Annotated in this window: 23 protein-coding genes and 8 tRNA genes; 4 read left to right on the top strand and 27 right to left on the bottom strand. The window is 49.1% G+C overall.

Annotated elements, in window-relative coordinates:
- Positions 1-179 precede the first annotated feature (179 nt).
- From KJS65_RS28970 to KJS65_RS28955, 4 genes are read left to right on the top strand one after another with little or no spacing between them, the layout of a single operon-like run.
- On the top strand, positions 180-1,115 hold the full coding sequence (locus KJS65_RS28970) for an ABC transporter ATP-binding protein (protein ID WP_213653232.1): 936 nt from the start codon (positions 180-182) through the stop codon (positions 1,113-1,115).
- The gene (locus KJS65_RS28965; RefSeq protein ID WP_213653231.1) at positions 1,115-1,852 is read left to right on the top strand and encodes an ABC transporter permease; all 738 of its coding nucleotides are present in this window, start codon (positions 1,115-1,117) and stop codon (positions 1,850-1,852) included. The genes KJS65_RS28970 and KJS65_RS28965 overlap by 1 nt, the downstream gene beginning before the upstream one ends.
- 3 nt (positions 1,853-1,855) lie before the next feature.
- A complete protein-coding gene (locus tag KJS65_RS28960; protein ID WP_483874585.1) occupies positions 1,856-2,998 on the top strand; it encodes a sensor histidine kinase in 1,143 nt (380 codons plus the stop codon).
- Positions 2,995-3,597, top strand: a complete 603-nt coding sequence (locus tag KJS65_RS28955; RefSeq protein WP_213653229.1) for a response regulator transcription factor — start codon at positions 2,995-2,997, stop codon at positions 3,595-3,597. Before KJS65_RS28960 ends, KJS65_RS28955 begins: the two co-directional genes overlap by 4 nt.
- Before the next feature lie 379 nt (positions 3,598-3,976).
- On the opposite strand, the gene trxB is transcribed toward KJS65_RS28955, so the two are convergent.
- The 27 genes from trxB to KJS65_RS28820 all read right to left on the bottom strand — a co-directional run bounded on the left by trxB (position 3,977) and on the right by KJS65_RS28820 (position 23,832).
- Entirely contained in the window at positions 3,977-4,924 is a 948-nt protein-coding gene (gene trxB / locus KJS65_RS28950) for a thioredoxin-disulfide reductase (RefSeq protein WP_213653228.1), read from the bottom strand.
- A 37-nt stretch (positions 4,925-4,961) separates the two neighbouring features.
- On the bottom strand, positions 4,962-6,710 hold the full coding sequence (locus tag KJS65_RS28945; protein ID WP_213653227.1) for a tetratricopeptide repeat protein: 1,749 nt from the start codon (positions 6,708-6,710) through the stop codon (positions 4,962-4,964).
- Between the two features lie 225 nt (positions 6,711-6,935).
- A complete protein-coding gene (locus tag KJS65_RS28940) occupies positions 6,936-7,883 on the bottom strand; it encodes a ribose-phosphate diphosphokinase (RefSeq protein WP_213653226.1) in 948 nt (315 codons plus the stop codon).
- 25 nt (positions 7,884-7,908) lie between these two features.
- Positions 7,909-8,733, bottom strand: a complete 825-nt coding sequence (hisJ, locus tag KJS65_RS28935; protein ID WP_213653225.1) for a histidinol-phosphatase HisJ — start codon at positions 8,731-8,733, stop codon at positions 7,909-7,911.
- Positions 8,734-8,747: 14 nt separating this feature from the next.
- Positions 8,748-9,446 carry a bifunctional phosphoribosyl-AMP cyclohydrolase/phosphoribosyl-ATP diphosphatase HisIE gene (hisIE, locus tag KJS65_RS28930; RefSeq protein ID WP_213653224.1) on the bottom strand — a complete coding sequence of 233 codons (699 nt, stop codon included), beginning with the start codon at positions 9,444-9,446 and terminating at the stop codon, positions 8,748-8,750.
- A complete protein-coding gene (gene hisF, locus KJS65_RS28925) occupies positions 9,443-10,201 on the bottom strand; it encodes an imidazole glycerol phosphate synthase subunit HisF (RefSeq protein WP_213653223.1) in 759 nt (252 codons plus the stop codon). Before hisF ends, hisIE begins: the two co-directional genes overlap by 4 nt.
- 99 nt (positions 10,202-10,300) lie before the next feature.
- A complete protein-coding gene (gene hisA / locus KJS65_RS28920; protein WP_213653222.1) occupies positions 10,301-11,032 on the bottom strand; it encodes a 1-(5-phosphoribosyl)-5-[(5-phosphoribosylamino)methylideneamino]imidazole-4-carboxamide isomerase in 732 nt (243 codons plus the stop codon).
- An 83-nt stretch (positions 11,033-11,115) separates the two neighbouring features.
- Entirely contained in the window at positions 11,116-11,745 is a 630-nt protein-coding gene (gene hisH / locus KJS65_RS28915; protein ID WP_213653221.1) for an imidazole glycerol phosphate synthase subunit HisH, read from the bottom strand.
- Positions 11,746-12,354 (bottom strand): imidazoleglycerol-phosphate dehydratase HisB, encoded by a 609-nt coding sequence (gene hisB, locus KJS65_RS28910; protein ID WP_213653220.1) that lies wholly within the window; start codon positions 12,352-12,354, stop codon positions 11,746-11,748.
- Complete coding sequence (hisD, locus tag KJS65_RS28905; protein WP_213653219.1) at positions 12,344-13,651, bottom strand: histidinol dehydrogenase; 1,308 nt, start codon at positions 13,649-13,651, stop codon at positions 12,344-12,346. The genes hisB and hisD overlap by 11 nt, the downstream gene beginning before the upstream one ends.
- Before the next feature lie 59 nt (positions 13,652-13,710).
- Positions 13,711-14,343, bottom strand: coding sequence for an ATP phosphoribosyltransferase (gene hisG / locus KJS65_RS28900; RefSeq protein WP_213653218.1), 633 nt, complete (start codon positions 14,341-14,343; stop codon positions 13,711-13,713).
- Positions 14,344-14,430: 87 nt separating this feature from the next.
- Positions 14,431-15,597, bottom strand: a complete 1,167-nt coding sequence (locus KJS65_RS28895) for an ATP phosphoribosyltransferase regulatory subunit (protein WP_213653217.1) — start codon at positions 15,595-15,597, stop codon at positions 14,431-14,433.
- A 287-nt stretch (positions 15,598-15,884) separates the two neighbouring features.
- Positions 15,885-17,069 (bottom strand): acyltransferase, encoded by a 1,185-nt coding sequence (locus KJS65_RS28890; protein ID WP_213653216.1) that lies wholly within the window; start codon positions 17,067-17,069, stop codon positions 15,885-15,887.
- Positions 17,070-17,143: 74 nt separating this feature from the next.
- On the bottom strand, positions 17,144-17,659 hold the full coding sequence (locus KJS65_RS28885; protein WP_374706230.1) for an acyltransferase: 516 nt from the start codon (positions 17,657-17,659) through the stop codon (positions 17,144-17,146).
- A gap of 2 nt (positions 17,660-17,661) precedes the next feature.
- Positions 17,662-18,303, bottom strand: a complete 642-nt coding sequence (gene ppaX / locus KJS65_RS28880) for a pyrophosphatase PpaX (protein ID WP_213653215.1) — start codon at positions 18,301-18,303, stop codon at positions 17,662-17,664.
- Between the two features lie 7 nt (positions 18,304-18,310).
- A complete protein-coding gene (gene lgt, locus KJS65_RS28875) occupies positions 18,311-19,351 on the bottom strand; it encodes a prolipoprotein diacylglyceryl transferase (protein WP_213653214.1) in 1,041 nt (346 codons plus the stop codon).
- A 12-nt stretch (positions 19,352-19,363) separates the two neighbouring features.
- Positions 19,364-20,302, bottom strand: a complete 939-nt coding sequence (gene hprK / locus KJS65_RS28870) for an HPr(Ser) kinase/phosphatase (protein WP_136607637.1) — start codon at positions 20,300-20,302, stop codon at positions 19,364-19,366.
- Positions 20,303-20,503: 201 nt separating this feature from the next.
- Positions 20,504-21,628, bottom strand: coding sequence for an ABC transporter ATP-binding protein (locus KJS65_RS28865; protein WP_213653213.1), 1,125 nt, complete (start codon positions 21,626-21,628; stop codon positions 20,504-20,506).
- Between the two features lie 104 nt (positions 21,629-21,732).
- Positions 21,733-22,893: a PucR family transcriptional regulator gene (locus KJS65_RS28860; protein WP_213653212.1), complete on the bottom strand. Its 1,161-nt coding sequence runs from the start codon at positions 22,891-22,893 to the stop codon at positions 21,733-21,735.
- Between the two features lie 165 nt (positions 22,894-23,058).
- Positions 23,059-23,131: transfer RNA gene (locus tag KJS65_RS28855), tRNA-Lys, on the bottom strand.
- Positions 23,132-23,141: 10 nt separating this feature from the next.
- A tRNA-Tyr gene (locus KJS65_RS28850) sits at positions 23,142-23,223 on the bottom strand.
- A gap of 8 nt (positions 23,224-23,231) precedes the next feature.
- Positions 23,232-23,304, bottom strand: a tRNA-Phe gene (locus KJS65_RS28845).
- 70 nt (positions 23,305-23,374) lie between these two features.
- A tRNA-Asp gene (locus KJS65_RS28840) sits at positions 23,375-23,451 on the bottom strand.
- A 12-nt stretch (positions 23,452-23,463) separates the two neighbouring features.
- Positions 23,464-23,539, bottom strand: a tRNA-Thr gene (locus KJS65_RS28835).
- A gap of 6 nt (positions 23,540-23,545) precedes the next feature.
- Positions 23,546-23,621, bottom strand: a tRNA-Val gene (locus KJS65_RS28830).
- Between the two features lie 10 nt (positions 23,622-23,631).
- Positions 23,632-23,708: transfer RNA gene (locus KJS65_RS28825), tRNA-Met, on the bottom strand.
- A gap of 32 nt (positions 23,709-23,740) precedes the next feature.
- Positions 23,741-23,832 (bottom strand) — tRNA-Ser (locus KJS65_RS28820).
- Positions 23,833-24,002: the final 170 nt, after the last annotated feature.

The raw sequence follows: 24,002 nt of genomic DNA, 5'->3' as shown, positions 1-24,002 counted from the left end.
TGAAACTGCTTTGTGGAGATTTCGTGAAACAGTTCGCTCGCCCTATTTTCCCCTCGCATAAAATGACAACTGTCATATGCTTTTCATGACAGCATACACTAACCGCACCCGCTCCCTGTGATTAGAATGGAAGTATCAGGTATTCAGCAGTCACAGAACCTATCCAGGCGGAGGTTATTATGGAAAATATAGCAGAGCTTCAGCATGTATCAAAAATATTCTCAGGAAAAACGGCCGTGGATGATGTTTCATTCGTTATTCCGCGGGGCTCGGTCACCGCAGTTCTTGGTCCCAACGGAGCAGGTAAAACAACCGTGCTCTCCATGATGCTAGGACTACGGGAGCCTAGTCTTGGCAGTGTCAGAATATTCGGCCAATCCCCTAAGCATGCCCAGGTCAAAAGACGCATTGGCGCCATGCTGCAGGAGGTTAGCGTCATTGATGGACTTAAGGTGCATGAGGTCATGAGCCTGATCCGGAGTTACTATCCGAGTCCCCTGAAGCTGTCCGAAATGGTGCATCTGGCCGGCTTTACGCCGGAGGAGCTGAATAAACGCGCGGATAAGCTGTCTGGAGGACAGAAGCGCAGACTCGGATTTGCACTCGCTCTTGCAGGAAATCCGGATCTCCTATTCTTCGATGAACCCACAGTTGGTCTCGATGCTCCTGCGCGCAAGGCGTTTTGGCAGCAGGCTGACGAATTGGCCGATCGGGGCAAAACCATTCTTTTTTCCACCCACTATTTGCAGGAGGCTGAGGATACCGCGGACCGGATTCTTCTTTTTAATAAAGGAAAAATTGCAGCCGACGGCACGCCTGACGAGATAGTGTCGAGACTGACCAGCCGCTCCGTGTCTTTCATCGCAGACATGACCGGAGAAGACTCATACGCTGTGGATGAGATGCTTCATCGCATGCGTTCCGTTCCCGGTGTACGCGATTGCAAGGAGCAGGAAGGAAGATGGGTCGTTACGGCAGATAATACGGATACCGTTCTGGCTGCAATCTTCAGATACAATATACCCGCGAGGGATATCCGCACCGGGCAGGGCCGGCTCGATGATGCATTTGAAATCATGGTTAGCGCGGATCACGACAAGGAGGCGGTATCGTAATGAAAATGCTGCTTATGCAGTGCAGGGTAGAAATGCTGCGGATCATCCGTAATCCTTATTATGTATTTTGGTCCCTGTTGATGCCTATCGTATTTTATTTTATCTTCACCAAAATCGTGAATACCGGCATTGATAACGTGGAAGCATGGCAGGCACATTATATGATGTCAATGACCACCTTCAGCGTCATGGGATCGGCGATCATGACCGTCGGCATCCGTATGGTTCAGGAGCAAAGTCTGGGTTGGGCCGTCTATATGCGGATCACCCCGCTGCCGGGGAGTATCTATTTTATATCCAAAATGTTTGGCCAAACCGTCATGCATGCTTTTTCGGTCATCGTTATTTTTATCGCAGGCTTCCTTATCAACGGAGTCCATATGTCTATCGGCCAATGGATTGGCAGCGGATTGTGGATTCTGGTTGCCTCCATCCCGTTTCTTGCTCTGGGTACCCTGTTCGGAACCATGAAAAGAGTGGATACTGCAAGCGGTGTGAGCAATATTGCATACATGCTGATGGCCGTTCTTGGCGGCATGTGGATGCCGATCGACAGCTTTCCCTCCGTGCTTCAAACCATTGGCAAGTGGCTTCCATCCTACAATTATGGCGCTGGTGTATGGTCCATTGCCGCAGGGAATGCTCCTGATCTGAAACCAATGTTGATTCTGGCCGGATATTTATTCCTGTTTATGGTACTATCCATATATATTCGAAAAAAACAGGAAGCGGTGTAATCCTTGTATCGTTCACGATTAAGATTTTTCCCAAGTGAACTGGGAGTTTTCCCTTATGTTTGGCTAATATATATATCCATGCCAATTTTCTATATCAGCCAGGAGCAGGGTTTACGGATGGTGGTGGGCTATTTGATGATCGCCATCTTCCTGTTAACCTACCGCCAGCTTTTTTTCGCCAAAAAGTCATTCACTTACTGGCTGGGTCTTCAGATGCTCCTTGCCTTTATTCTCTGTATCGCATACAGCCCATACAATTTATTCCTCGGATTCTACACGGCCAGCTTTATTGCCTATTACAAAGAACAGCGGCGGTTTTCCATTGCGCTGGCTGTCTTTTATGTCATGCTGATCCTGCCCGTCTTTATCAATATCCCCCGTATGGTAAGGCAGGACCTGTATATCGTTCTGCCCTTTTTAGTGGTCATGATGATGTCTCCCTTCGGGATGCGGTCCATGTTCAAGCAGCAGCAGCTCCAACGCGATCTGAAGCAGGCGAATGAACGGATTGAGGAGCTGATAAAGCGTGAGGAGCGGATGCGCATTTCGAGGGACTTGCATGACACATTAGGACACACTTTGTCACTGATCACCTTGAAAAGCCAGCTCGTTACACGGCTGATCGACCGCGACCCGGAGAAAGCGCTGATGGAGGCACGGGAGATCGAACAGACCTCCAGAGCCGCCCTGCGGCAGGTACGGGAGCTAGTGACCGGGATGCGGACATTGACAGTTATGGAGGAGCTCAGGGCTTCTGAGCGAATGCTGGAGAGTGCAGGCATACAGCATAAGGCTGAGGGTGACTTTCGGGTAGAAGGCATTTCAGGACTGACGCAAAACATTCTCAGCATGTGTTTGAAGGAAGCCGTCACCAACATCGTGAAACACAGCCGGGCGGATGCTTGTACGATTGCTATTGAGCAAACATCGAGTGAGATCCGGCTCGCCATCAGCGATAACGGCATAGGCTGGAATTCCGGTTCTGAAGGAGAACCGAAAGATGGTAATGGCCTAACAGGCATGAAGGAGCGGCTGTCCCTGATTGACGGTTCAGTAGAGCTCTCTTCATCTAACGGAATGGTAGTCCAAATCCGCATTCCAATCGTCATAAAAAATGAACCCGGCAAGGAGTGTGAAACCGCATGATCCAAATTGTGATTGCCGAGGACCAGCGTCTTTTGCGCGGTGCTCTTGCCTCTCTTCTTGACCTGGAGGATGATCTGCAGGTGGTAGGCCAAGCCGGCGACGGGGCGGAGGCGCTTTCCCTGATCTTGAAGCTGAAGCCTGATGTGTGTCTGCTGGACATCGAGATGCCTGTACAAACAGGCATCGAGGTGGCGGAGCTGCTCAAAACGGAATCATCACCATGCCGCGTCATCATTCTGACGACCTTTGCGCGTCCGGGATACTTTGAGAGGGCCGTTAAGGCAGGCATCAGCGGCTATTTGCTGAAGGACGAGCCAAGTGATCGGCTCGCCGAGTCGATCCGCCGTGTCATGCAGGGACACCGCGCCATATCACCTGAGCTGATCTTTGACTCCGTCTCTCAAAAGAATCCGCTCACCCCGAGAGAATGTGAGATTCTACAGCTGATTGCCGCCGGCAAAACTGCCAATGAAATCGCACGCTCCCTCCATCTCTCGCACGGAACTGTCCGCAATTATATCTCTGAAATCCTGAACAAGCTCGAGGTCAAAAACCGGATTGAGGCGATCAGCATGGCGGAAGAGAACGGCTGGCTATAAAGCGCTGCGGTTTCGGTCTATCCGCTCTGTTGTTCGCCAGTTCTAGGATTGAATTGGTCTAAGGTGAAAACTGGCTCTCAAAGGATCGGCTATCCCCAAACCTCCGCTCCTTCTCCTTGCAAAGGCCACTCTTTACTCACCTTATTCTTCGGTGAGGCGTCTAAGAAGCTGCTCCTGGTTTTCAACCAGGCGACAGCTTCTTTCATTTCTTCTGGGATCTAACTATGTTCGGAGGGCAGAGACGAATGCTTGCTGCTGCAGAATGATTCGTCCCCTTCGCTACTCCTACTCTCTGTAAGTGCATTAACGAAAAAAATAAAGGGTGCCCCCTCAGCCATACAATGGCCTAATGGGACACCCTTTTGTATTAAATTAGTACTTACAGCGTTTCGCTCCAGTCATGCACCATGCTGCCTTCCAGGAACTTCTCACAGTCCATCGCAGCCATGCAGCCTGTGCCAGCTGCGGAAATGGCTTGGCGATAGCGCAAATCCTGCACGTCGCCGCAAGCGAATACGCCCGGAATATTGGTTTCCGTTGTTCCCGGCTTCACGAGAATGTAGCCAACCTCATCCGTCGTAATCTGGCTGTCCAGGAATTTGGTATTAGGCGTATGCCCGATCGCTACGAAGACACCGTCTGCCTCGATCAGTTCTTCCTGTCTGCTTTCGTTATTATATACCTTCAGACCCTTCACACCGTTCTCACCAGCTACCACTTCAAGTGGAGCTCTGTTCAGCGCCCAGATAATCTTTTCATTGCCGCGTGCACGCTCCTGCATAATTTTCGAAGCTCTCAGCTCTTCTCTGCGGTGCACCAACGTTACGCTGGAACCAAAACGGGTAAGGAAGTTTGCTTCCTCCATAGCCGAGTCGCCGCCACCGATGACAACAATCTTCTTACCGCGGAAGAAAAAACCGTCGCAGGTTGCACAAGTGCTGACGCCGCGTCCAATATTCTCCTGCTCCCCTGGAATTCCAAGATATTTCGCAGAAGCACCGGTCGAAATAATCACAGACTCAGCTTCAATCTCGCCCATACCTTCCACAGTCAGCTTAAATGGGCGTTTGGAGAAATCCACCTTGTCCACCCAGCCGGTTTTGAACTCTGCGCCGAAGCGCTCAGCCTGCTTGCGCATATTATCCATCAGTTCAGGACCCATAATACCATCGGGAAAACCAGGAAAGTTCTCAATATCCGTGGTCGTGGTCAGCTGTCCGCCGGGCTGCATGCCTTCAATTACAAGCGGCTGCATATTCGCCCGAGCCAGATAAATGGCTGCCGTAAGTCCTGCAGGACCCGTTCCGATTACGATTGATTTGTACATATCATTAGCCTCCTTAAGCAGGTCATCTTTTATAAAATTATATGTTTTCTGTAAAAGGACGGAAAATATCATCCTTTTCATCCTTGAGCGAACATACACTGTCGATACGTTTCACATAACGGCTTACCGTTGAGACTGAAACCCCGTAGCGCTGTGCCACTTCCTGATAAGTCAAAGAGCTGCCGTGCTGCTTGGCCGTTAGGTACTCCAATGCCGCAGACCATCCCTCTGTCTGACGGATCATCGGCGTATCGGGATGCAGCTTGCCCAGGAACTGGGCCCATAAATTTTGCAGATGATTCTTCTGCTCGCGGTCCGCCTTCGCGTCCATATGCTTTAGCGCTTGATCTACAACTGCCTGAACGGAGTCGTCGCCATGATATTCATAGGCCGCCTGCGTTTCTGCAATAATCGAAGCAGAAGAAGCACTCACCTCTAAAATGGCTTGAGCAGAGCCGCCTACCCCCATCTCCTGTAAAACACGCAGGGCTTCATCCTTCAACTCTGCCGGCTCATCCGGTTCTTTCAGGAAAGCTTCCAGCGTCTCCTTCACCTCTTCGTCGGCAAGCCAGCCAAGCGCACGAATAACCTGCAGCTTGGTTCCTTTGTCGCCATAACGAAGCGCCCAGGAAAACGAAGAGCGAATCAGCGGATTGGTCTTAATCTCCTCGCAAAGCTCGGTTTCATCCTGCTCCCAACGTTTCAGCTGCTCCTCGAACGGCAGATGGTAGTGGTAGCTCAGCTCTACCCGCTGCGTGCCTGACCAATCAAGTTCCTCCAGCTGTGCAAGATAAAAGCGGGGAATATCCGATGCGGGATCCAGTTTTTTCACCTGACGCCAGTACCGCTCTGCTTCTTTGTAGCGCCCGCTGTTGAAAGCAGCCACGGCGGTATAATGATAAAGGCTTGGATCCCCGTTCACTTCCTCATCCTTCAGAAGCCGGCGGAAATGCCCGTAGGCTGACTCATGTCTACCCAGAATGCCCATTGTGGTAGCCAGCTTAAATACATGCTCTTGGTGGAAGGGAACCGTGATTTCAAGCAGCTCCAGCAGAGGATTCAAAGAAGTAGTATCCCCTTCATGCTGGTAAAATATCGCCAGATTGCACAGACCGTGAATATTGCCTTGTTCTAGCTCCAGCACCTCACCGATCGTAGTCTTGGCTTTATGGAACAATCCCATATAATAGTAAGCCAGCGCCAGATTATTGCGTGCTGCCAGAAAATCCGGATGCTCCTCCACGATCTGTTCCAGCAGTTCGGCTGCCTGTGAGAACTTTCCCTCTTCCATCAGCGCCCGTGCATCTTCGTGTTCCACCATGCCTTCGCGGCTGCGAATCCGGTTCAGCTTGACCGGACGCTCCAGCTCGTATTGGAACAGCTCCATCATTTCCTCGGCCTCGTCCAGAAACTGGCCTGCGGGATCCTCTTCCAAGTACTTGATCAGCACCTGTTCGGCTTCTTCAAAATTCTCCATATTGGCATAATTATTGGCCATATAGAAATAGCATTCCGTCATAGAAGCATCGACATGCTCCAAAATATCGGCAAGGACGGCGTTTGAACCTTCATAATCGCCCATCTCTGATAATATACCCGCCATATTGCAATGATTCACCGGATTCTCCGGTTCATATTCAACAGCTTTGCGAAAATATTTCAATGCCTTATCATAATGAAGGCGGTCCAGTGACCGGACGGCACGTTCAAAAAAGAAATTGGCATCCATATGAATGGGTATTACTTTATGTTGTAGGTCCTCAGCCTGCAAATGATTTTCCTCCATGTAAGCAAGGCACCTCCCTTAAGTTGCATATAACATTCTATCAAAGCGAAACCATAGTTTCATCTATATAAAATGAATCATTTTTCTATCCAGAATAGTATACCATAACTTTTATTGTGCATCTAAGGCAATATCTATTATATAAATACTGTCCATCAACCTATTATTTACGGACTATAAGTTCATGTCTGTAGATTCAATATCATAAAAAAAGACGCCGGAGCACTATACTCCAGCGTCTTTAAACATGGTGGCAAGCGATCCGCCCTCCATGATAATTCTTACAGCTGCGGACAGCATTGGGGCCACAGATAACACTTTGAGCCGGTCATGCTGTCCCTCCTGAACCGCTATCGAGTCAGTAACCACGATCTCCCTGATATGGGAGTGGCTCAAGCGCTCAAGCGCATTTCCTGAGAACAGCCCGTGAGTCGCACAGATGATTGCCTTCGCTGCGCCGCGCTCTTTAAGGCTCTCCACCACATTGACGATCGTTGACCCGGTATCGATAATATCCTCGATAATGATCGGTGTCTTTCCCTCCACATCCCCAATAACATGTGTTATCACCGATTCGTTATGGGCGGGACGCTTCTTGAACATGATAGCAAACGGAGAATCCAAATGATTAGCCAGCTTTTCGGCTGTCTTGGCCCGTCCTGCATCAGGGGACACGATGACAGGACTCGCCAGGTTTAAGGACTTCAAGTAATGGCTGATCAAGTCCAGCGCTGTCAGATGATCAACAGGGATATTGAAAAAACCCTGGATCGCCGGCGCATGCAGGTCAATCGTAATAACCCGGTTGGCTCCGGCAGTCGTCAGGACATCAGCTACCATTTTGGCGGAGATCGGCTCACGTGGTGCTGATTTCCGCTCCTGCCTGGCGTATCCATAGTATGGAACGACAATGTTGATCGTACGTGCCGAGGCGCGCTTCGCCGCATCAATCATGACCAGCAGCTCAACAAACATCTCATTAATCGGATGTGAAAGGGATTGTACGATGAACACATCACAGTTGCGGATGCTCTCTTCATAATTTACGTAAATCTCACCGCTCTTAAAGCGGGATAACGTAATATTGCCCAGCTCCGCTCCCAGCTTCTCGCACATGCTCTCAGCCAGCAAGGGATTGGATGACCCGGAAAAAATACGCACCTTATGCTGCATATGCTCCTCCTGATACCCGTTTAATTTAGACTTCCAGAGGCATCATTGTTCTCTGACGCTTCTCAAACACCGCCAGTTCGCGGAATCCAACTTCCCACAATGCTGCCCGCGCACGGTCCAGGTTTCCACCGAGTTTCTTTGGATCATGCGCATCCGATCCGACCGTAAGGGGAATGCCCAGCCGATATGCCTCTCGCAGCATCCGTTCCGATGGGAACATCTCTGCGCATGGCTTGGACAGTCCGGAAGCATTCAGCTCCATCGCAACACCGCTTCTGGCTACGGCGTTGAGGGCGGCATTTTCCAGAGCCTCTACTTCATCCATAGCTTCCACGCCCGGATGATATCCGAACCTTTTAATGACGTCCAGATGGCCCATGATATCATAGAAACCGGTCGCAGCCGCTTTTTGAATGGCATCGTAATAGGTTTGATAGACCTCGAGTTTATCGCGGCCCTCCCAGCCCTGGGTCTGCCGGTGATCTGTAATGTCCCATTCTCCAAGGAAGTGGACGGAGCCAATGACATAATCCCAAGGATAGGCTTTTACGATCCGCTCTATCGCTTCTTCCCATCCCTCTATATAATCCCCTTCGAGGCCTAATCGTATATCAATCTGTCCCTTATATTTCTCTTTTAACTTCAGACATTCCTCCACATAGCGTGGAAGCTCATCCATCGGCATGGCCATTTCCGGATAGTAGCGGGAAGGGTCAACGTGAAGCAGCGGCATATGATCAGACAAGCCAATTTGGCCCAGTCCGATCTCTATGCCGCGGCGTACATACTCTTCAAGCTCTCCAACCGCATGACCGCAGCGGACATGATGCGTGTGATAATCAATCAGCATACTTGGCTCGCCTCCTAATCCCTGCGGGGACGCTCATGGCGTCGGTCCAGCTCAGCCATAACCTCATCCAGCGGAAGCTTGCGCTCCTGCAGCAGAACGAGCAGGTGATAGATTAGGTCACTAACCTCAAGTCGCAGCTCGGCATTGTCCTTGTTCTTGGCGGCAATAATCGTTTCAGCCGTCTCTTCCCCGACCTTTTTCAGGATTTTGTCAACGCCTTTATCAAACAGATAGGTGGTATAGGCGCCTTCCGGACGTTCCTTTTCGCGCTGGGCAATGACCTGCTCGAGCTCTTCCAGTACCGCAAAACGATGTCTTTCCAGGCCAGTATCCTCTCCAGCCCCTTTTTCTGCCAGTGCCGGGGAAGTAATTCCGCGATAAAAGCAGGTCTGCTCGCCAGTATGGCAGGCCGGTCCTGCAGGCTTCACCAGAAACAGTAGAGTATCGCCATCGCAATCATAGTGTGCAGAGACGATCTTTTGCGTGTTGCCAGAGGTAGCCCCTTTATGCCACAGTTCTTGACGTGATCTGCTCCAGAACCAGGTTTCGCCGGTTTCAATCGAGCGCTTAAGGGATTCCTTGTTCATATAAGCCATCATCAGTACTTCCTTGCTGGCTGCATCCTGAACAATTGTAGGGACAAGTCCTTCCCCGTCAAAGGCGATTTTCTCCTGCGCCTGCTCCAGTGATTCTAGCTTCGTTTGTTCATTCATCTGATTTCAACCCCTTTTTGCTTTAAGTCCAGCTTCAGTTCCTGTATGGAAATTTCCTTATAGTGAAAGATGGTGGCTGCAAGCCCCGCATCCGCTTTTCCCTCCGTAAATACTTCGACAAAGTCATCCTTTGTTCCCGCTCCGCCCGAAGCGATCACCGGAATCCGGATTGCATCCGCTACTGCTGATGTCAGCGAAATATCGAAGCCGTCTTTGGTGCCATCGGCATCCATACTTGTCAGTAAAATCTCACCGGCTCCTAATGCTTCCGCCTTCCGCACCCATTCGAGCGCATGAATCCCGGATGCCTTGCGTCCGCCATGTGTATAAACTTCCCATTCGCCCCATGCTTCGTTATATTTGGCATCCACGGCCACAACAATGCACTGCGAGCCGAAACGGCGTGCTCCATCTGCAATCAGCTGCGGATTAAGCACCGCCGCCGTGTTGATGCCGATTTTATCGGCACCGGCGCGTAGAATTCTTTTCATATCATCGACCTGAGAGATTCCTCCGCCAACCGTAAACGGAATAGCGATTTCACCGGCTGTTTTCCGTACAACCTCCACCATCGTTTGCCGGCCCTCGACAGAAGCTGAAATATCCAGAAACACCAGCTCGTCAGCGCCCTCCCGGTCGTATAGTGCCGCCAGTTCGACCGGATCTCCCGCATCACGCAAATTCTCGAAATTGACTCCTTTAACCACCCGGCCGTCCTTTACGTCCAGACATGGGATGATGCGTTTTGCCAGCATGGCATTTCCTCCTGCTCCAAAAGCCTTTTAATTTGTCCGTTCCGCTTACGATCGCTTTGGGACACTCGCATTGTAATATTGATCTTATTTTAGAATCATTTATTTCAGCGTTCTTACTGCCTCAGCCAGGTCAATACTGCCCGTATATAAAGCCTTGCCGACGATGGCACCGCCAACGCCTTCTTGACGATACTGGTTCAACCTAACCAGATCATCCATCACACTAACGCCTCCGGAGGCAATGACGGTTCGTCCGCTGCTTTTAGCCAAAGCCACGATTGCATCCACATTAGGGCCCTGCATCATGCCATCCCGGGAAATATCCGTGAAGATAAAGGTTTCTGCACCCTTGGAAGCCAGCTCTTTGGCAAGCTCCTCAGCCTTTACCTCGGAGGTTTCCAGCCAACCGCGTGTCGCCACATATCCGTTTCTGGCATCAATGCCAATTGCCACTTTGTCACCGTAGGTGCCGAGCACCTCTTCTGTAAACGCACGGTCCTCAATAGCTGCTGTACCAATGATGACGCGATTCACACCAAGGGAAAGCAGACGCTTGACATCGTCAACGGTCCGCAGCCCGCCTCCAACCTGAACCGGAACGTTGACACCGGAGGCAATAGCCCCAATCACCTCGTCATTCACTGGATGTCCGGCTTTGGCACCGTCCAGATCCACCAGATGGATATAAGAACCGCCTTGATCTTCCCATGCTTTGGCAGCCGCCAGAGGGCTGTCGTTATAAACTGTTTCCTGATTATAATCTCCTTGAATCAGCCGGACACATTTGCCCCCGCGGATATCAATGGCCGGATAGATGATGAATGATGACATCGAATGACTCCCCCGCTTCCCTATTTCATGGCTTAAGCCACAAACTGCATCTAGCCTGATATTTAGTGTTGTGACTGCTTCAATTATTGATTGTTCTTCTGTTCGCCGCATAGCTTCAAGAATTGCCCAAGCAGCTCCATGCCGAGCTCCCCGCTTTTTTCCGGATGGAACTGCATGCCATATACAGAACCGCGGCCGACAATCGCCGTAATCGGTTGTCCGTAATCCGTTACCGCGATCAGGTCATACTTCACTTCCGGAAGAACATGATAAGAATGCACGAAATAGACATGCCCTTCCGCAAGTCCCGTTAACAGCGGATTGTCTTTCTGAAGGAATTCCAAACGGTTCCAGCCCATATGTGGCACCTTATAATCGCCGTCCTTAAAACGGATGACCTTGCCCGGTAAAATGCCAAGCCCATCATGCTGTCCATGCTCTTCGCTGCTCCCAAACAAGAGCTGCATCCCAAGACAAATGCCAAGCAGTGGTCTCTTTGCGGCCGCAGCCTCCTTCATGACATCGCCCAGCCCGCTCTCCCGCAGATGCTCCATGGCATCGCCAAAGGCACCTACGCCGGGCAAAATAATGCCGTCAGCCTTCATGATCTCCGCACGGTCGCCCGTAACGAGCGCCTCGACCCCGAGACGCTCCACGGCCTTGCTCACGCTGTGCAGATTGCCCATGCCGTAATCTACAATCGCGATCGCCACTTACAGCACTCCCTTCGTCGATGGAACCCCCGTCACCCGCGGATCGATGCAGGTCGCTTCGTCAAGCGCACGGCCAAGCGCTTTGAATACCGCTTCGATCATATGATGCGTATTTTGTCCGTAATGCACAATGACATGAAGCGTGATCCGTGCTTCGAGCGCAAGCTTCCAGAGAAATTCATGTACAAGCTCCGTGGAGAAGCTGCCTACCTGAGCCGATGGGTACTGTGCACGATATTCAAAATGCGGCCGGTTGCTGATATCGATCACAACCTGAGCCAGAGCTTCATCCATCGGTACGAAGACGCTCGCATAGCGCTTGATGCCTTTTTTGTCCCCAAGAGCTTCCCGCAGCGTCTGACCAAGGCAAATGCCGATATCTTCAACCGTATGATGATCATCGATCTCAATATCTCCGTGAGCCTGCACCTTCAAATCAAATTGTCCATGCTTCGTGAACAGATCAAGCATATGGTTCAGAAACGGTACATCCGTCTCCAGATCCGAAACGCCGGTTCCATCTACGGAAAAGGCCAGCTTGATATCGGTCTCATTCGTTTTGCGGCTGATACTTGCACTTCGTGTATTGTTCTCCTGATTAAATTCCATTTTCTTCTCCTGCCTTCCCTTCCCGTTTAAGCCGGACCTCGATTGCCCGTGCATGCGCCTCCAGCCCTTCACCTCGTGCCAGCTCCATAATAGCCGCTCCGTTCTTCATCAGGGCTTCCTTACTATAGTAAATCATGCTTGATTTCTTAATAAAATCATCCACATCCACCGGCGATGAGAATCTTGCTGTGCCATTCGTTGGGATAATGTGGTTCGGTCCGGCAAAATAATCTCCTACAGGCTCCGAACTGTATGCGCCAAGGAAAATTGCGCCTGCATTCTCGATCAGGCCCACATGTGACATCGGATCGGCGACCATCAATTCCAGATGCTCCGGTGCCAAACGGTTGACTACCGAGATTCCCTCAAGCAGCGATTCCGTAACAATAATAGCTCCGTAGTTCTTAACGGAAGCAGAAGCAATCTCGCGTCTAGGCAGAAGCTCCAGCTGGCGCTGAACCTCGGAAGATACTTGTTCTGCTAGCTCACGGGATGGGGTGACCAGAATGGCTGATGCCATTTCGTCATGCTCTGCCTGCGAGAGCAGGTCTGCAGCGACAAATTCAGGGTCAGCCGTCTCATCCGCTAGAACGACGATTTCACTCGGTCCAGCGATGCTGTCAATGTCGACCGCGCCATAAACTTCGCGTTTGGCAAGTGCTACATAAATGTTGCCAGGTCCGCAAATTTTATCAACCGGAGCGATCGTTTCCGTACCATAGGCCAGTGCAGCAATGGCTTGCGCACCCCCGACACGATATATTTCATGCACGCCCGCTTCTGCAGCCGCAACCAGAATATAGGGATTAATCCCTTCCGCTCCGCCGGTTGAAGGCGGTGTAACCATGACGATCTCGGGTACACCCGCCACTTGAGCCGGGATGACGTTCATTAGTACGGAGGAGGGATATGCAGCCTTGCCACCGGGAACATAAACACCCACGCGCTTCAGCGGCCGGATAATCTGGCCCAGAATGCTTCCGTCCGGCTGCATATCCATCCATGAATTCCGCTTCTCCCGCATATGAAAAGCACGGATGTTATGAGCTGCAGCCGAGATGGCCTGGATAAAAGATTCCTCCACTTGGTCATAAGCTGCATCCAGCTCGGCTTTCGTGACCCGCAGCATGCCGGCGGAGAGCTCGGTACGGTCCAACTCCTTGGTGTAACGAAGCAGAGCTGCATCTCCTTCAGCTCTGATGTCACTTACTATCTGTTTAACCACTGCATTTTGCTCCGGAGTCCCATAATCCACTTCTCTCTGCAGATCAAAGTCCTGTAAAGATACAACTTTCATTCGCTTCTCTCCTCGCTCTCTCCATCTGTCTTCCGTTCGACATAGGCCTGGTCTATGACTTACACCTCGGTGGCAAGAGCTTTCTGAAGACGGTCGCACAGCGATTGAATTTGTCCGTTCTTCATCCGGTAGCTCACCCGGTTGGCAATCAGACGGCTTGTAATCTCAAATATCTGATTCATCTCGACAAGTCCGTTTTCCTTCAGCGTTTGTCCGGTTTCCACCATATCAACGATGCGGTCGGCGAGACCGATCAACGGTGCCAATTCAATGGAGCCATTCAGCTTGATTACCTCCACCTGCTGACCCTGCTCACGAAAATACTGGGATGCCACATTCGGATATTTGGTTGCCACCCGCTGCTGAATCCCCGGCTGCCAGTTCGGAAGTCCGATTACCGACATTCGGCATTTGGCGATTCCCAGATCGAGCAGCTCGTATACGTCCCTGTTTTCCTCCATCAGCACATCTTTGCCGACAATTCCGATATCTGCTGCCCCGTATTCCACATAAGTTGGTACGTCCACGGGTTTAGCCAATATAAACTCCATATCGAGCTCAGGTAATGCAATCACCAGCTTGCGTGTCTCATCCACCTCTATCGGAATCGGCAGTCCGGCAGCACGAAATAAATTCGCTGCCTTTTTGTAGATCCGTCCCTTCGGCATAGCTACCTTCAATGTCTCCGTCAACGTACTCCCTCCTTATTTTTCTTATAGTCTTCAGTTCATGCTGATCCCTAATGCTTAGAGGAAATCTATGATTCTGCTCGAACTCCCTTAGGAGAATGTCTCTACTCGGTCATACATTCCATCGGGCTTATTCAGGCTCTCGCTCTCCTGTTGAATGAGCAGCGTTACCACTGCTCTGCCCTGTTCTCTTAGCTCAGCTGCCCGCGCAAGTCCTTCCCGGCGCTGTGCTGAAGTATATCTGATCAGGACGGGATGCTTTTCTTCATCCACAGCCCCTTTAACACCGTCAAGAATCCGGTTTGTTTTTAGTGCAAAGCCTGTAGCTGGCACATCCCGGCCAAACTGACGCAGCAGATTATTATACCTTCCGCCGCTGCATACCGGAAAACCAAGCTCAGCTGCATAACCTTCAAACGTCATCCCTGTATAATAAGAGAAGTCACCGATCATAGTCAGATCAATCAGGACATGCTCAGAAACTCCATACGCCTCAAGTACTTCCCAAACCTTGCACAGATGGCTGATCGAAGCTTGTGCCAGCGGGTGACTGCTCAGCTCCGAAGCCTGATCGCAAATTTCCTTGTTACCCCGTAGCCGTAAAATACCTTCAAGTACTTCCCGCTGCTCGTCGTTAACGGCAAGATCTCCGATCGCTTTGCGGAATCCGACATAGTCACGGTCCAGCAGATGTTTTTTCAAAGCCTGCTGCTCATTGCCACGGCCAGATAACGCTTCCTCAAACAATCCGTTCAGAAATCCGACATGACCCATCGCAATTTTAAAAGAAGCAACCCCTGCCGCTTTCAGTGATTCGATGGCAAGCGCCACCACCTCGGCGTCAGCCTCCGGCGAATCATCGCCAACCAGTTCAACACCCGTCTGAAAAAACTCAGCTTCCCGCCCGGCTTCCTCTTCAAAGGCCCGGAATACGTTAGCGTGGTACGAAAGACGGATCGGCAGCGGCTCCTCTTTGAGCAGCGAAGATACCACCCGCGCAATCGGTGCAGTCATATCCGAACGGAGCACCAATGTGGTGCCGCGGTTATTCAGCAGCTTGAACAGCTTTTGGTCTGACGTAGAGCTGGCTACGCCCACCGTTTCGTAAAATTCCATCGTAGGTGTCATAATCTGACGATAGCCCCAGCGGCTCATACAATCGAGTACATTGCGCTCAATCGCGCGCAGCTTGTCGACGGCATACGGCACATAGTCCCGGACACCGACCGGTTTTTCAAAACCTTTTGGTTTCGACACGTCCAATCTCACCTCATTTATGTTTAGTAAGTTGTTTTTTTGTTATAAACTCATTTAAAATTTCCGAGATGCTTTATTTTATTAAAGTGGTACCTTGCTAATAAAGTAAAGTATATTTTGATATTTTAACATGCTCTTGAAGTGCCCGTCAATGAAGATAAGCTTAGTTTATTTTAAAAAACACCGCCCATGAATTCCAACATTGTGGATCATAAGCGGCGCCCGATGAAAAACGGAAGTTTTATAAATCATTCAACCATACATATTTTTTTAACCCACCGGAAATGTTAATTCTCGGCGGCTTTTTTCTTTTTAGATTGGAATGGGTTTGACCCAAAGAACAACCATGATCCTTTTACATACTTAAAAGCGAGGTACACCACAATCCAAGACAGACCGAGGGCTACCACCCAGCCCCCTGCGATCGTTATAGCATATTTCAAGGTAGAGCCTCCGTTGATAAAATACCGATACCAATACAATAGAAACGGATGCAATAAAAATATGCCGAAAGAGCATGCGCCCATTGAGGTCAAAGCAAGCCGCGCGAAGCGTGGGCCATAATAATAGATCGCATAGGATATATGCCAAAGAACGATACATGACAACAAAGCATGCACGTTTCTTAGAAGCTCATAATCCATTGTATTCAGGCTGCTTCCTACCGTATTGTATCGATACCAAACGGCAGTATGCAGTACTCCGATTGCAATCCACAGGATCCAGATAAAAACCCAAATGGGTCCCTTTCCTGACTTGAATCCCTTGAGAGATACCTCGATCCATTTTTTAAACTGATCATAATACATGCCTATTCCAGCCCCTAAAAATAAATAGGACAGATAGGTAATGATAATGCTGCCTTTCGGTAGACCTAAATGCAAATGCTGACCGGCGTAGCTTTGGCTGGGTAAATGAAAACCGTATTTATTGATATAGATATACAACCACTCCAGAATCAAACCAATAGGAAAAATCCACGGCCGGATGCCGGGCTGCTTTTTAAACCATCCCAACAACAAGGGGAAAATCAAATATAACTGCAGCATGATAATGACATAATAAAGATGGGTATATGCTGTGCCCTTGGCCAAGTCCTGTCCGAATTCATGCAGCATTTGTGTAAAGGGCATATCCAACTGATCACGCCTGTATAGCTGAAATATAAAATAGAACACGGTAAACACCATATAAGGAACTAGAATATAGAGCAGCCTTTTACCATAAAAGGATTTAATGAGCCCTCGATTCAGGGGACGGTCTATATAATTGTAGAATAGAACAAAGCCACTTAAAAATATAAAGACAGGCACCGCAAAGCTGCTGAATGTATTCAAAAACAGAAATGGAATATACAGCGATGTTCCCTTCGTCTCGACCAATGTCTGTGAAGTTGCGTGAATCGTAAGTACGGCCATAATGGCAAATGAACGGAAAACGTCGAGTTCATATATTCTTTCTTTTTTTCTCATGATGTCTGAGCGCTCCTGGATATGATCCTCTAGTAGTTAAACTATTCAATTTTCATTGATGAAAAGGTACTTTGCTAGTTATCCATTTCTTCCGTAGAATCTTCTTTATTCTTACTTAGTTCTCTGAGCGGGTTGCCTCCAACAAAAGCTCCTGCAGCCACATTTTTATGCACGACGGCCCCTGCAGCAACGACAGCTCCATCACCGATCGTTACACCCGGCAATATGGTGGTGTTTGCGCCAATCAGTACATGATCTCCGATGATGACCTCACCAAGCCGGTATTCATGAATTAAATACTCATGCGCCAGAATGGTCGTATTATATCCAATGATTGAATTATTCCCAATCGTAATCTTTTCCGGAAAGAACACATCGACCATCACCATCAGGCCAAAGGCTGTATGCTCACCGACCTTCATGCCAATCAGATGACGGTATATCCAGTTTTTTAGCGGAAGAACCGGGCAGTACCGCGCCACCTGGATACAAATGAAGTTTTTAACCCCTTTCCAGGGGCTGACGGTCTTGTAGATCTGCCAAAGCGCGTTTGGCCCTTCCACCGGATGCCGTGTCACTTTTCTCACCATGCTTACTCCTGTTCTAACAGCGTATATACATCATTCATATCATGCAGCATGTAATCCGGTTTATGTTCCAGCAGCGCTTTTTCGCCTTTCAATGACCAAGCCACTCCCGCAGACCGGACACCGGCGGCTTTCGCCGACTGAATATCCATAGGGCTGTCCCCCACCATTAACGTCCGGGAAGGATCTGCTCCAAGCAGTTCAACAGCTTTTAGTATCGGTTCCGCGTGGGGCTTGGGATGTTCTACATCATTAAGCGTAATGACAGCTCCCATATATTTTTGAAGGCCGAACATGTCCAATACCCGGATCGTGCCGGGTTTGTTCTTCGTTGTTACCACACCGAGGCGAATCCCTCTTGCATGCAGCTGCTGCACAACTTCCTCCACTTGAGGGAACAGCTTCACCATGTCATCATGATGGACATCATTATAGCTGCGGTATGACGTCATTAGTGTGGTGATATCCCCCAATCCGGAAAATTGCTGCAGCTGTTGCTCCAGCGTCGCGCCCATTTTCGGAATAATTTGTTCCCGTGTCAATGACGCCAGTTGATGTTTCTCCAGTACATGCATAAATGAGGTGATAATCAGTTCATTGGTGTCTATGATCGTTCCGTCCAAATCAAATAATATGGTATCAATCATGCTGAATTTACTCCTTTTTGTCCTCCGCATCCTCTGTTTCCTGAGTAGGTAAAGGCTCTGTGCGGGTTACTTCCTGTACTGCAGGTTTTTCTTCCAGTACAGCGTCAGATTCAGGAACATTGTCTGGACTCGTCTTGGTGGAATATATCGGATCCAAATAACGAGCCTCCGCTTTCCCCGTTACGCGGCGTACGATGATCATAACAATAGCTATGATGATAATTAAGATTGCAAGCAGCTGGGAGATCCGTACATTACCATAGGCTGAATCAAGTTCACCATGCTCGAATCCCATCCATTCCATCGGTTTCCACAGTCCATTCATCAGCGATGCGAGCCAGTTCGGGCCGATAAAGGCCAGAGAGTCCGTACGGAGTCCCTCAATAAAGAACCGTCCAATCGAATACCAGATAAAGTAAGACAGAAACAGCTCCGCTGAACGTAAGAACCGCTGACGGCGGAGAATGAACAAAATAATAATGCCCACGAGGCTCCATAATGATTCATATAGAAATGTCGGATGGTGAAAAACACCTTGGACATTCATTTGATCCACAATGAAATTCGGAAGATGAAGCTTGTCCCGAAGGAAAGACTCTGCGACAGGTCCACCATAAGCTTCCTGGTTCACATAGTTGCCCCAGCGTCCGATCATTTGCCCAGTCAAAAGACCAGGAGCACATATATCCGCAATTCTCCAGAAATTGTAGCCTCTATAACGGAAGTAGATGACGGCACATATAATGGCACCGATCAATGCGCCATAAATGGCGATCCCGCCGTTCCATATTTTAAATACATCTACCAGATGATCTTTATAATCGTCCCACTTGAATGCTACAAAATAGATACGCGCGCCGATAATGGCTGAAGGCACCCCGAGCAGAAGCATATCCATGAAGAACTCGGGATTGATACCGAATCGCTTGCCTTCACGAATTGCCACCATGAGTCCTGCCAGTGCACCGAACCCCAATATGAGGCCGTACCAGTGCACGGACAGGGATCCAATCGAAAATGCGATCGGATTGAGAAGCAATGTGGCCATTTTTTCACTCTCCTAATCCATATCTTCCATGTCTTCCGCAATGGTAGCCGTCAACTTGTTGGTAAACTGCAGAGCCGCATTAAGGCCCATTTGCTTCAACCGATAGTTCATGGCAGCCACTTCAATAATGACTGCAAGGTTCCGTCCTGGACGAACCGGAATCGTAACCAGCGGAATATCCGTATCAATAATTCTTGTTGTCTCTTCATCCAAACCTAGGCGATCATATTGCTTATCCTGCTGCCAAGCCTCCAGCCTGACGACAAGGGTTATCCGTTTATTGTTACGGATGGCTCCCGCGCCAAACAGTGTCATAACATTGATAATGCCAACACCGCGGATCTCCAGCAGGTGACGGATCAGCTCGGGAGCTGTGCCATGCAGCTGACTGTCCGACGTTTGACGGATTTCAACCGCATCATCGGCAATAAGTCGGTGTCCCCGTTTAACAAGCTCCAGTGCAGTTTCGCTCTTACCAATGCCACTGCTTCCGGTAATAAGCATTCCGACTCCATACACATCACATAACACACCATGAATAGTCGTTGTCGGTGCTAATCTTCTTTCCAGAAATCCTGTAATACGGCTGAGTAAAATCGTTGTAGCCATACTGCTTCGCAGCACAGGCAGCTGTTTTTCCTGGCTGATCTTCACAAGCTCCTCTGGAACTTCCAAACCGCGTGTCACAACGATGCAGGGAGTAACCTCACTGCATAGACGCTCCATGCGCTCTTTGCGTTCCTCCGCCGTAAGCATGCTAAAAAAGGCCAGCTCCGTTCTTCCTAGCAGCTGCACCCTTTCTTGGGGATGATAATCAAAATAACCGGCCATCTCAAGACCCGGTCGATTCAAATCATCGGTTGTAATAATACGTTTCAAGCCTTGTTCTCCGGATATTACTTCCAGCTGAAATTGCTGTACCAATTCTGCTACTCTAACCTTTTTAGCCATGCCATGTCTCCCTTTCTGTCCGATTGGCTCAGAATCCAGCCTTATTGCTGTCCGAGACGATTCTAACGAATCCAATGTACTCATCGTAAATGAAATTTCCAATGAATGCAATCTCCGCAAAGTGAACCCCTGAATCCTTTAACACCCAATAAAAAAGCCGCCCTTAAGGGGCGGCTTTGGTTTTCAGGCATACCGCCTGTATTAGTCCGTCAACAATACATTCAGTTCAGACTCTTTGTCGAAGATATGAATTTTGTTCATATCAACGGCGAGGCGAACACTAACGCCTTCACGAGTATTAGAACGTCCGTCTACACGAGCGATTACAGTGTCATTGCCAATGCCGCTCAGGTAGAGGAGCATTTCATGGCCAAGGTTCTCTGTAACATCTACGTGGGAAGTGAAGATGGTGTTCGGAGAAGCTTCCATGAATACTGGCTCTTCGTGGATATCTTCAGGACGCACGCCCATGATAACTTCTTTACCAATCAGACCTTTGCTCTTCAGTGTTTGTGCTTTACCGCCTGGTACTTCAACGTCAAGTCCTTGGGAACGGAAACGTACAGCACCATTGGATTCGCTCAGGGTTCCTGTGATGAAGTTCATCGTCGGGGAACCGATAAAACCAGCAACAAACAGGTTCGTAGGGCTGTTGTACAGCTCCTCTGGAGAAGCAGCCTGTTGAATGATACCGTCTTGCATTACAACGATACGATCACCCATGGTCATGGCTTCTGTTTGGTCATGTGTTACGTAGATGCAAGTGGTTTCAAGACGCTTAACCAGTTTCGTGATTTCAGCGCGCATTTGACCGCGAAGTTTAGCATCCAAGTTGGAAAGCGGTTCGTCCATCAGGAAGACTTGCGGATCACGCACGATAGCGCGGCCTAAGGCAACACGTTGACGCTGACCACCGGAAAGTGCTTTTGGTTTACGCTCAAGCAAATGCTCGATATCGAGAATTTTCGCAGCTTCACGTACACGTTTGTCAATTTCGTCTTTCTTCACTTTACGAAGTTTCAGACCAAATGCCATGTTTTGATATACGTTCATGTGGGGATACAAAGCGTAAGATTGGAATACCATCGCGATATCGCGGTCTTTAGGAGCAACGTCGTTTACAACGCGGTCACCGATATAAAGTTTGCCTTCGGAAATCTCTTCCAAACCGGCGATCATACGAAGAGTTGTAGATTTACCGCAACCGGAAGGACCTACCAGTACCAGAAACTCCTTGTCTTGAATATCAAGGCTGATATCAATAACTGTTGCTTTGTCGGAACCCGGATATTTTTTGAAAATATGCTCTAAACGTACACCTGCCATGAGATTTGCCCCCTTAAGTATATGTTATGAAATCGAATACATTTTTATAATACTATATTACCCAACATCTCGCAGACTGGCTATACACAAACTGCACAAAAAACCTATTTTCTTTTCGTTACTTTATACAATAACATCGTCAGCTTCACTAAAACCGCGTCTCCAAAGCTTCTGACATCCAGTCCGGTCTCCTGTTTGATCTTATCCAGCCGGTATAAAAGAGTGTTACGGTGAATATATAAGCGTTTTGCCGTCTCGCTCACGTTGCAGTCAAGCTGGAAGAAGGTTTCAAGTGTAGACAGGGTTTCATTATCGGAAAATAACACTCCATGATCACCAGCCTGCTCCAAAAACAGCCTACGTTGATCCACCGGGATGCTGTAGATCAACCTCTCCAGTAAAAGTTCCCACGGAAAATGAACATGCTCAGCAACATGGAAGGTACGTCCCAGAAAAATGGTTTCTTTAAGGAGGGCTACCATGGAAACCAGCCACTTGGCCGGTGAAAAGGGAGTCCCCACCGATAAATGGAAGGTTCCGACCCACTCGTTAGCGATCAGTTCATATAACCCCAGCGAAAAGGCTGACAGCATGTCCGTTTCAGAATCGGAGTTTTCCTCTTCCTTATCTTCCCCTGCTCCGATGACCAGTTCCTTTTTGGCTAAAATCAGCCATTCATGGCTGCGTAGAGGCACAAGTATAACTTCTCCGTCAAAATAGCTTTTCAGCAGCTTCTTAAGCTGGCTGCGGTTTACATCTGCCGCATGCACGCTCTCACAGGTAAGCAGAAAAGGTATCATTTCACCTGTCAAACGACGTTTCAGCTCAAGGTCGTCTGGAATTTCACTATCTCCACGTTCTTGGTCCAATTGCTCTACAATCCATGAACTAAAACGGAGGCTTTCGCGTTCCTCATCGCCGTGTACGGGTCCAGGCTCATCAGCATCTGGTCTGACCTGCGCTACCAAAAGTTCGATCAGCTGCATCACTTCCCCGCTTAGCTCCCGGACGGGGGCCTCCAGCACGTATATGTGTCCGCTTTTGGAGTACAAGGGATACCAGATCATATCCTCTACAACAACTGAATTTTTCAGTATCGGCTTGTGTTCAGCAATTCCGCCGCTGTTGCTTAAAGTTTTGGGCGGCTCTTGACGCTCGGTTCGATTATATACGCTTTCAGATTGCTGTTTGGTCAACTGCTTGATGCGTAAGGGTGTTCCCACAATCTGTTCCAACTTGTTACGTAATGTCTCCATCTCCACCATCGATGACATCCACCACTTTGCCGTTTTTGTTTCCTATTTTATCATATTACGCACCAAATTCCGAAAATCGTTAAAATGATTTAATCCAGCATTCATTCCCTCATCTAAAAAAGCATATATAAATAGCAAAAAGACCACCAACCGTAAGGTTAATGGTCTTTTGGATGAGCCATGAAGGACTCGAACCTTCGACACCCTGATTAAAAGTCAGGTGCTCTACCAACTGAGCTAATGGCTCATAAAACGGATGGAGGCTGATGGATTCGAACCACCGAACTCGTAGAGAGCAGATTTACAGTCTGCCGTGTTTAGCCACTTCACTAAGCCTCCATATAAGGTGGCTCGGGACGGAATCGAACCGCCGACACGAGGATTTTCAGTCCTCTGCTCTACCGACTGAGCTACCGAGCCTTACAAAAAAAATAAAGTGGTCGATGTTACTCTTCCCACTTTTTCTTGTGGAAATGCATTTTAGAATAAATGGCGGAACCGACGGGATTCGAACCCGCGGTCTCCTGCGTGACAGGCAGGCATGTTAGGCCTCTACACCACGGTTCCGCAATATTCAGGTGGTGCCGGCGAGAGGACTTGAACCCCCAACCTACTGATTACAAGTCAGTTGCTCTACCAATTGAGCTACACCGGCATATGATGGTGGAGGCTGAGGGGTTCGAACCCCCGACCCTCTGCTTGTAAGGCAGATGCTCTCCCAGCTGAGCTAAGCCTCCAAAATATGTATGGTAGCGGCGGAGGGGATCGAACCCCCGACCTCACGGGTATGAACCGTACGCTCTAGCCAGCTGAGCTACACCGCCATAAATATTATATATCTTATATGGTATACAGATGGCGGAGAGAGAGGGATTCGAACCCTCGCACCGCTTACGCAGTCTAACCCCTTAGCAGAGGGTCCCCTTATAGCCACTTGGGTATCTCTCCAAGCATATCGCTGTATATACATAAAGATATCATATTCAAGTGTTTTGATCACCTGAAAACTAGATACGAAACGAATTTGCGTGTTTAGAAATGGTCTCCGTAGCCCTTACTCCGTTGCAAAGCGTAACGCTTCCGAAGTAAGTTTCCCTACGGAAAACTTTTTAGGATAA

The sequence above is a fragment of the Paenibacillus sp. J23TS9 genome, from assembly GCF_018403225.1.
Classification (GTDB): domain Bacteria; phylum Bacillota; class Bacilli; order Paenibacillales; family Paenibacillaceae; genus Paenibacillus_AQ.
This window is presented reverse-complemented; position numbering and strand designations above follow the sequence as displayed.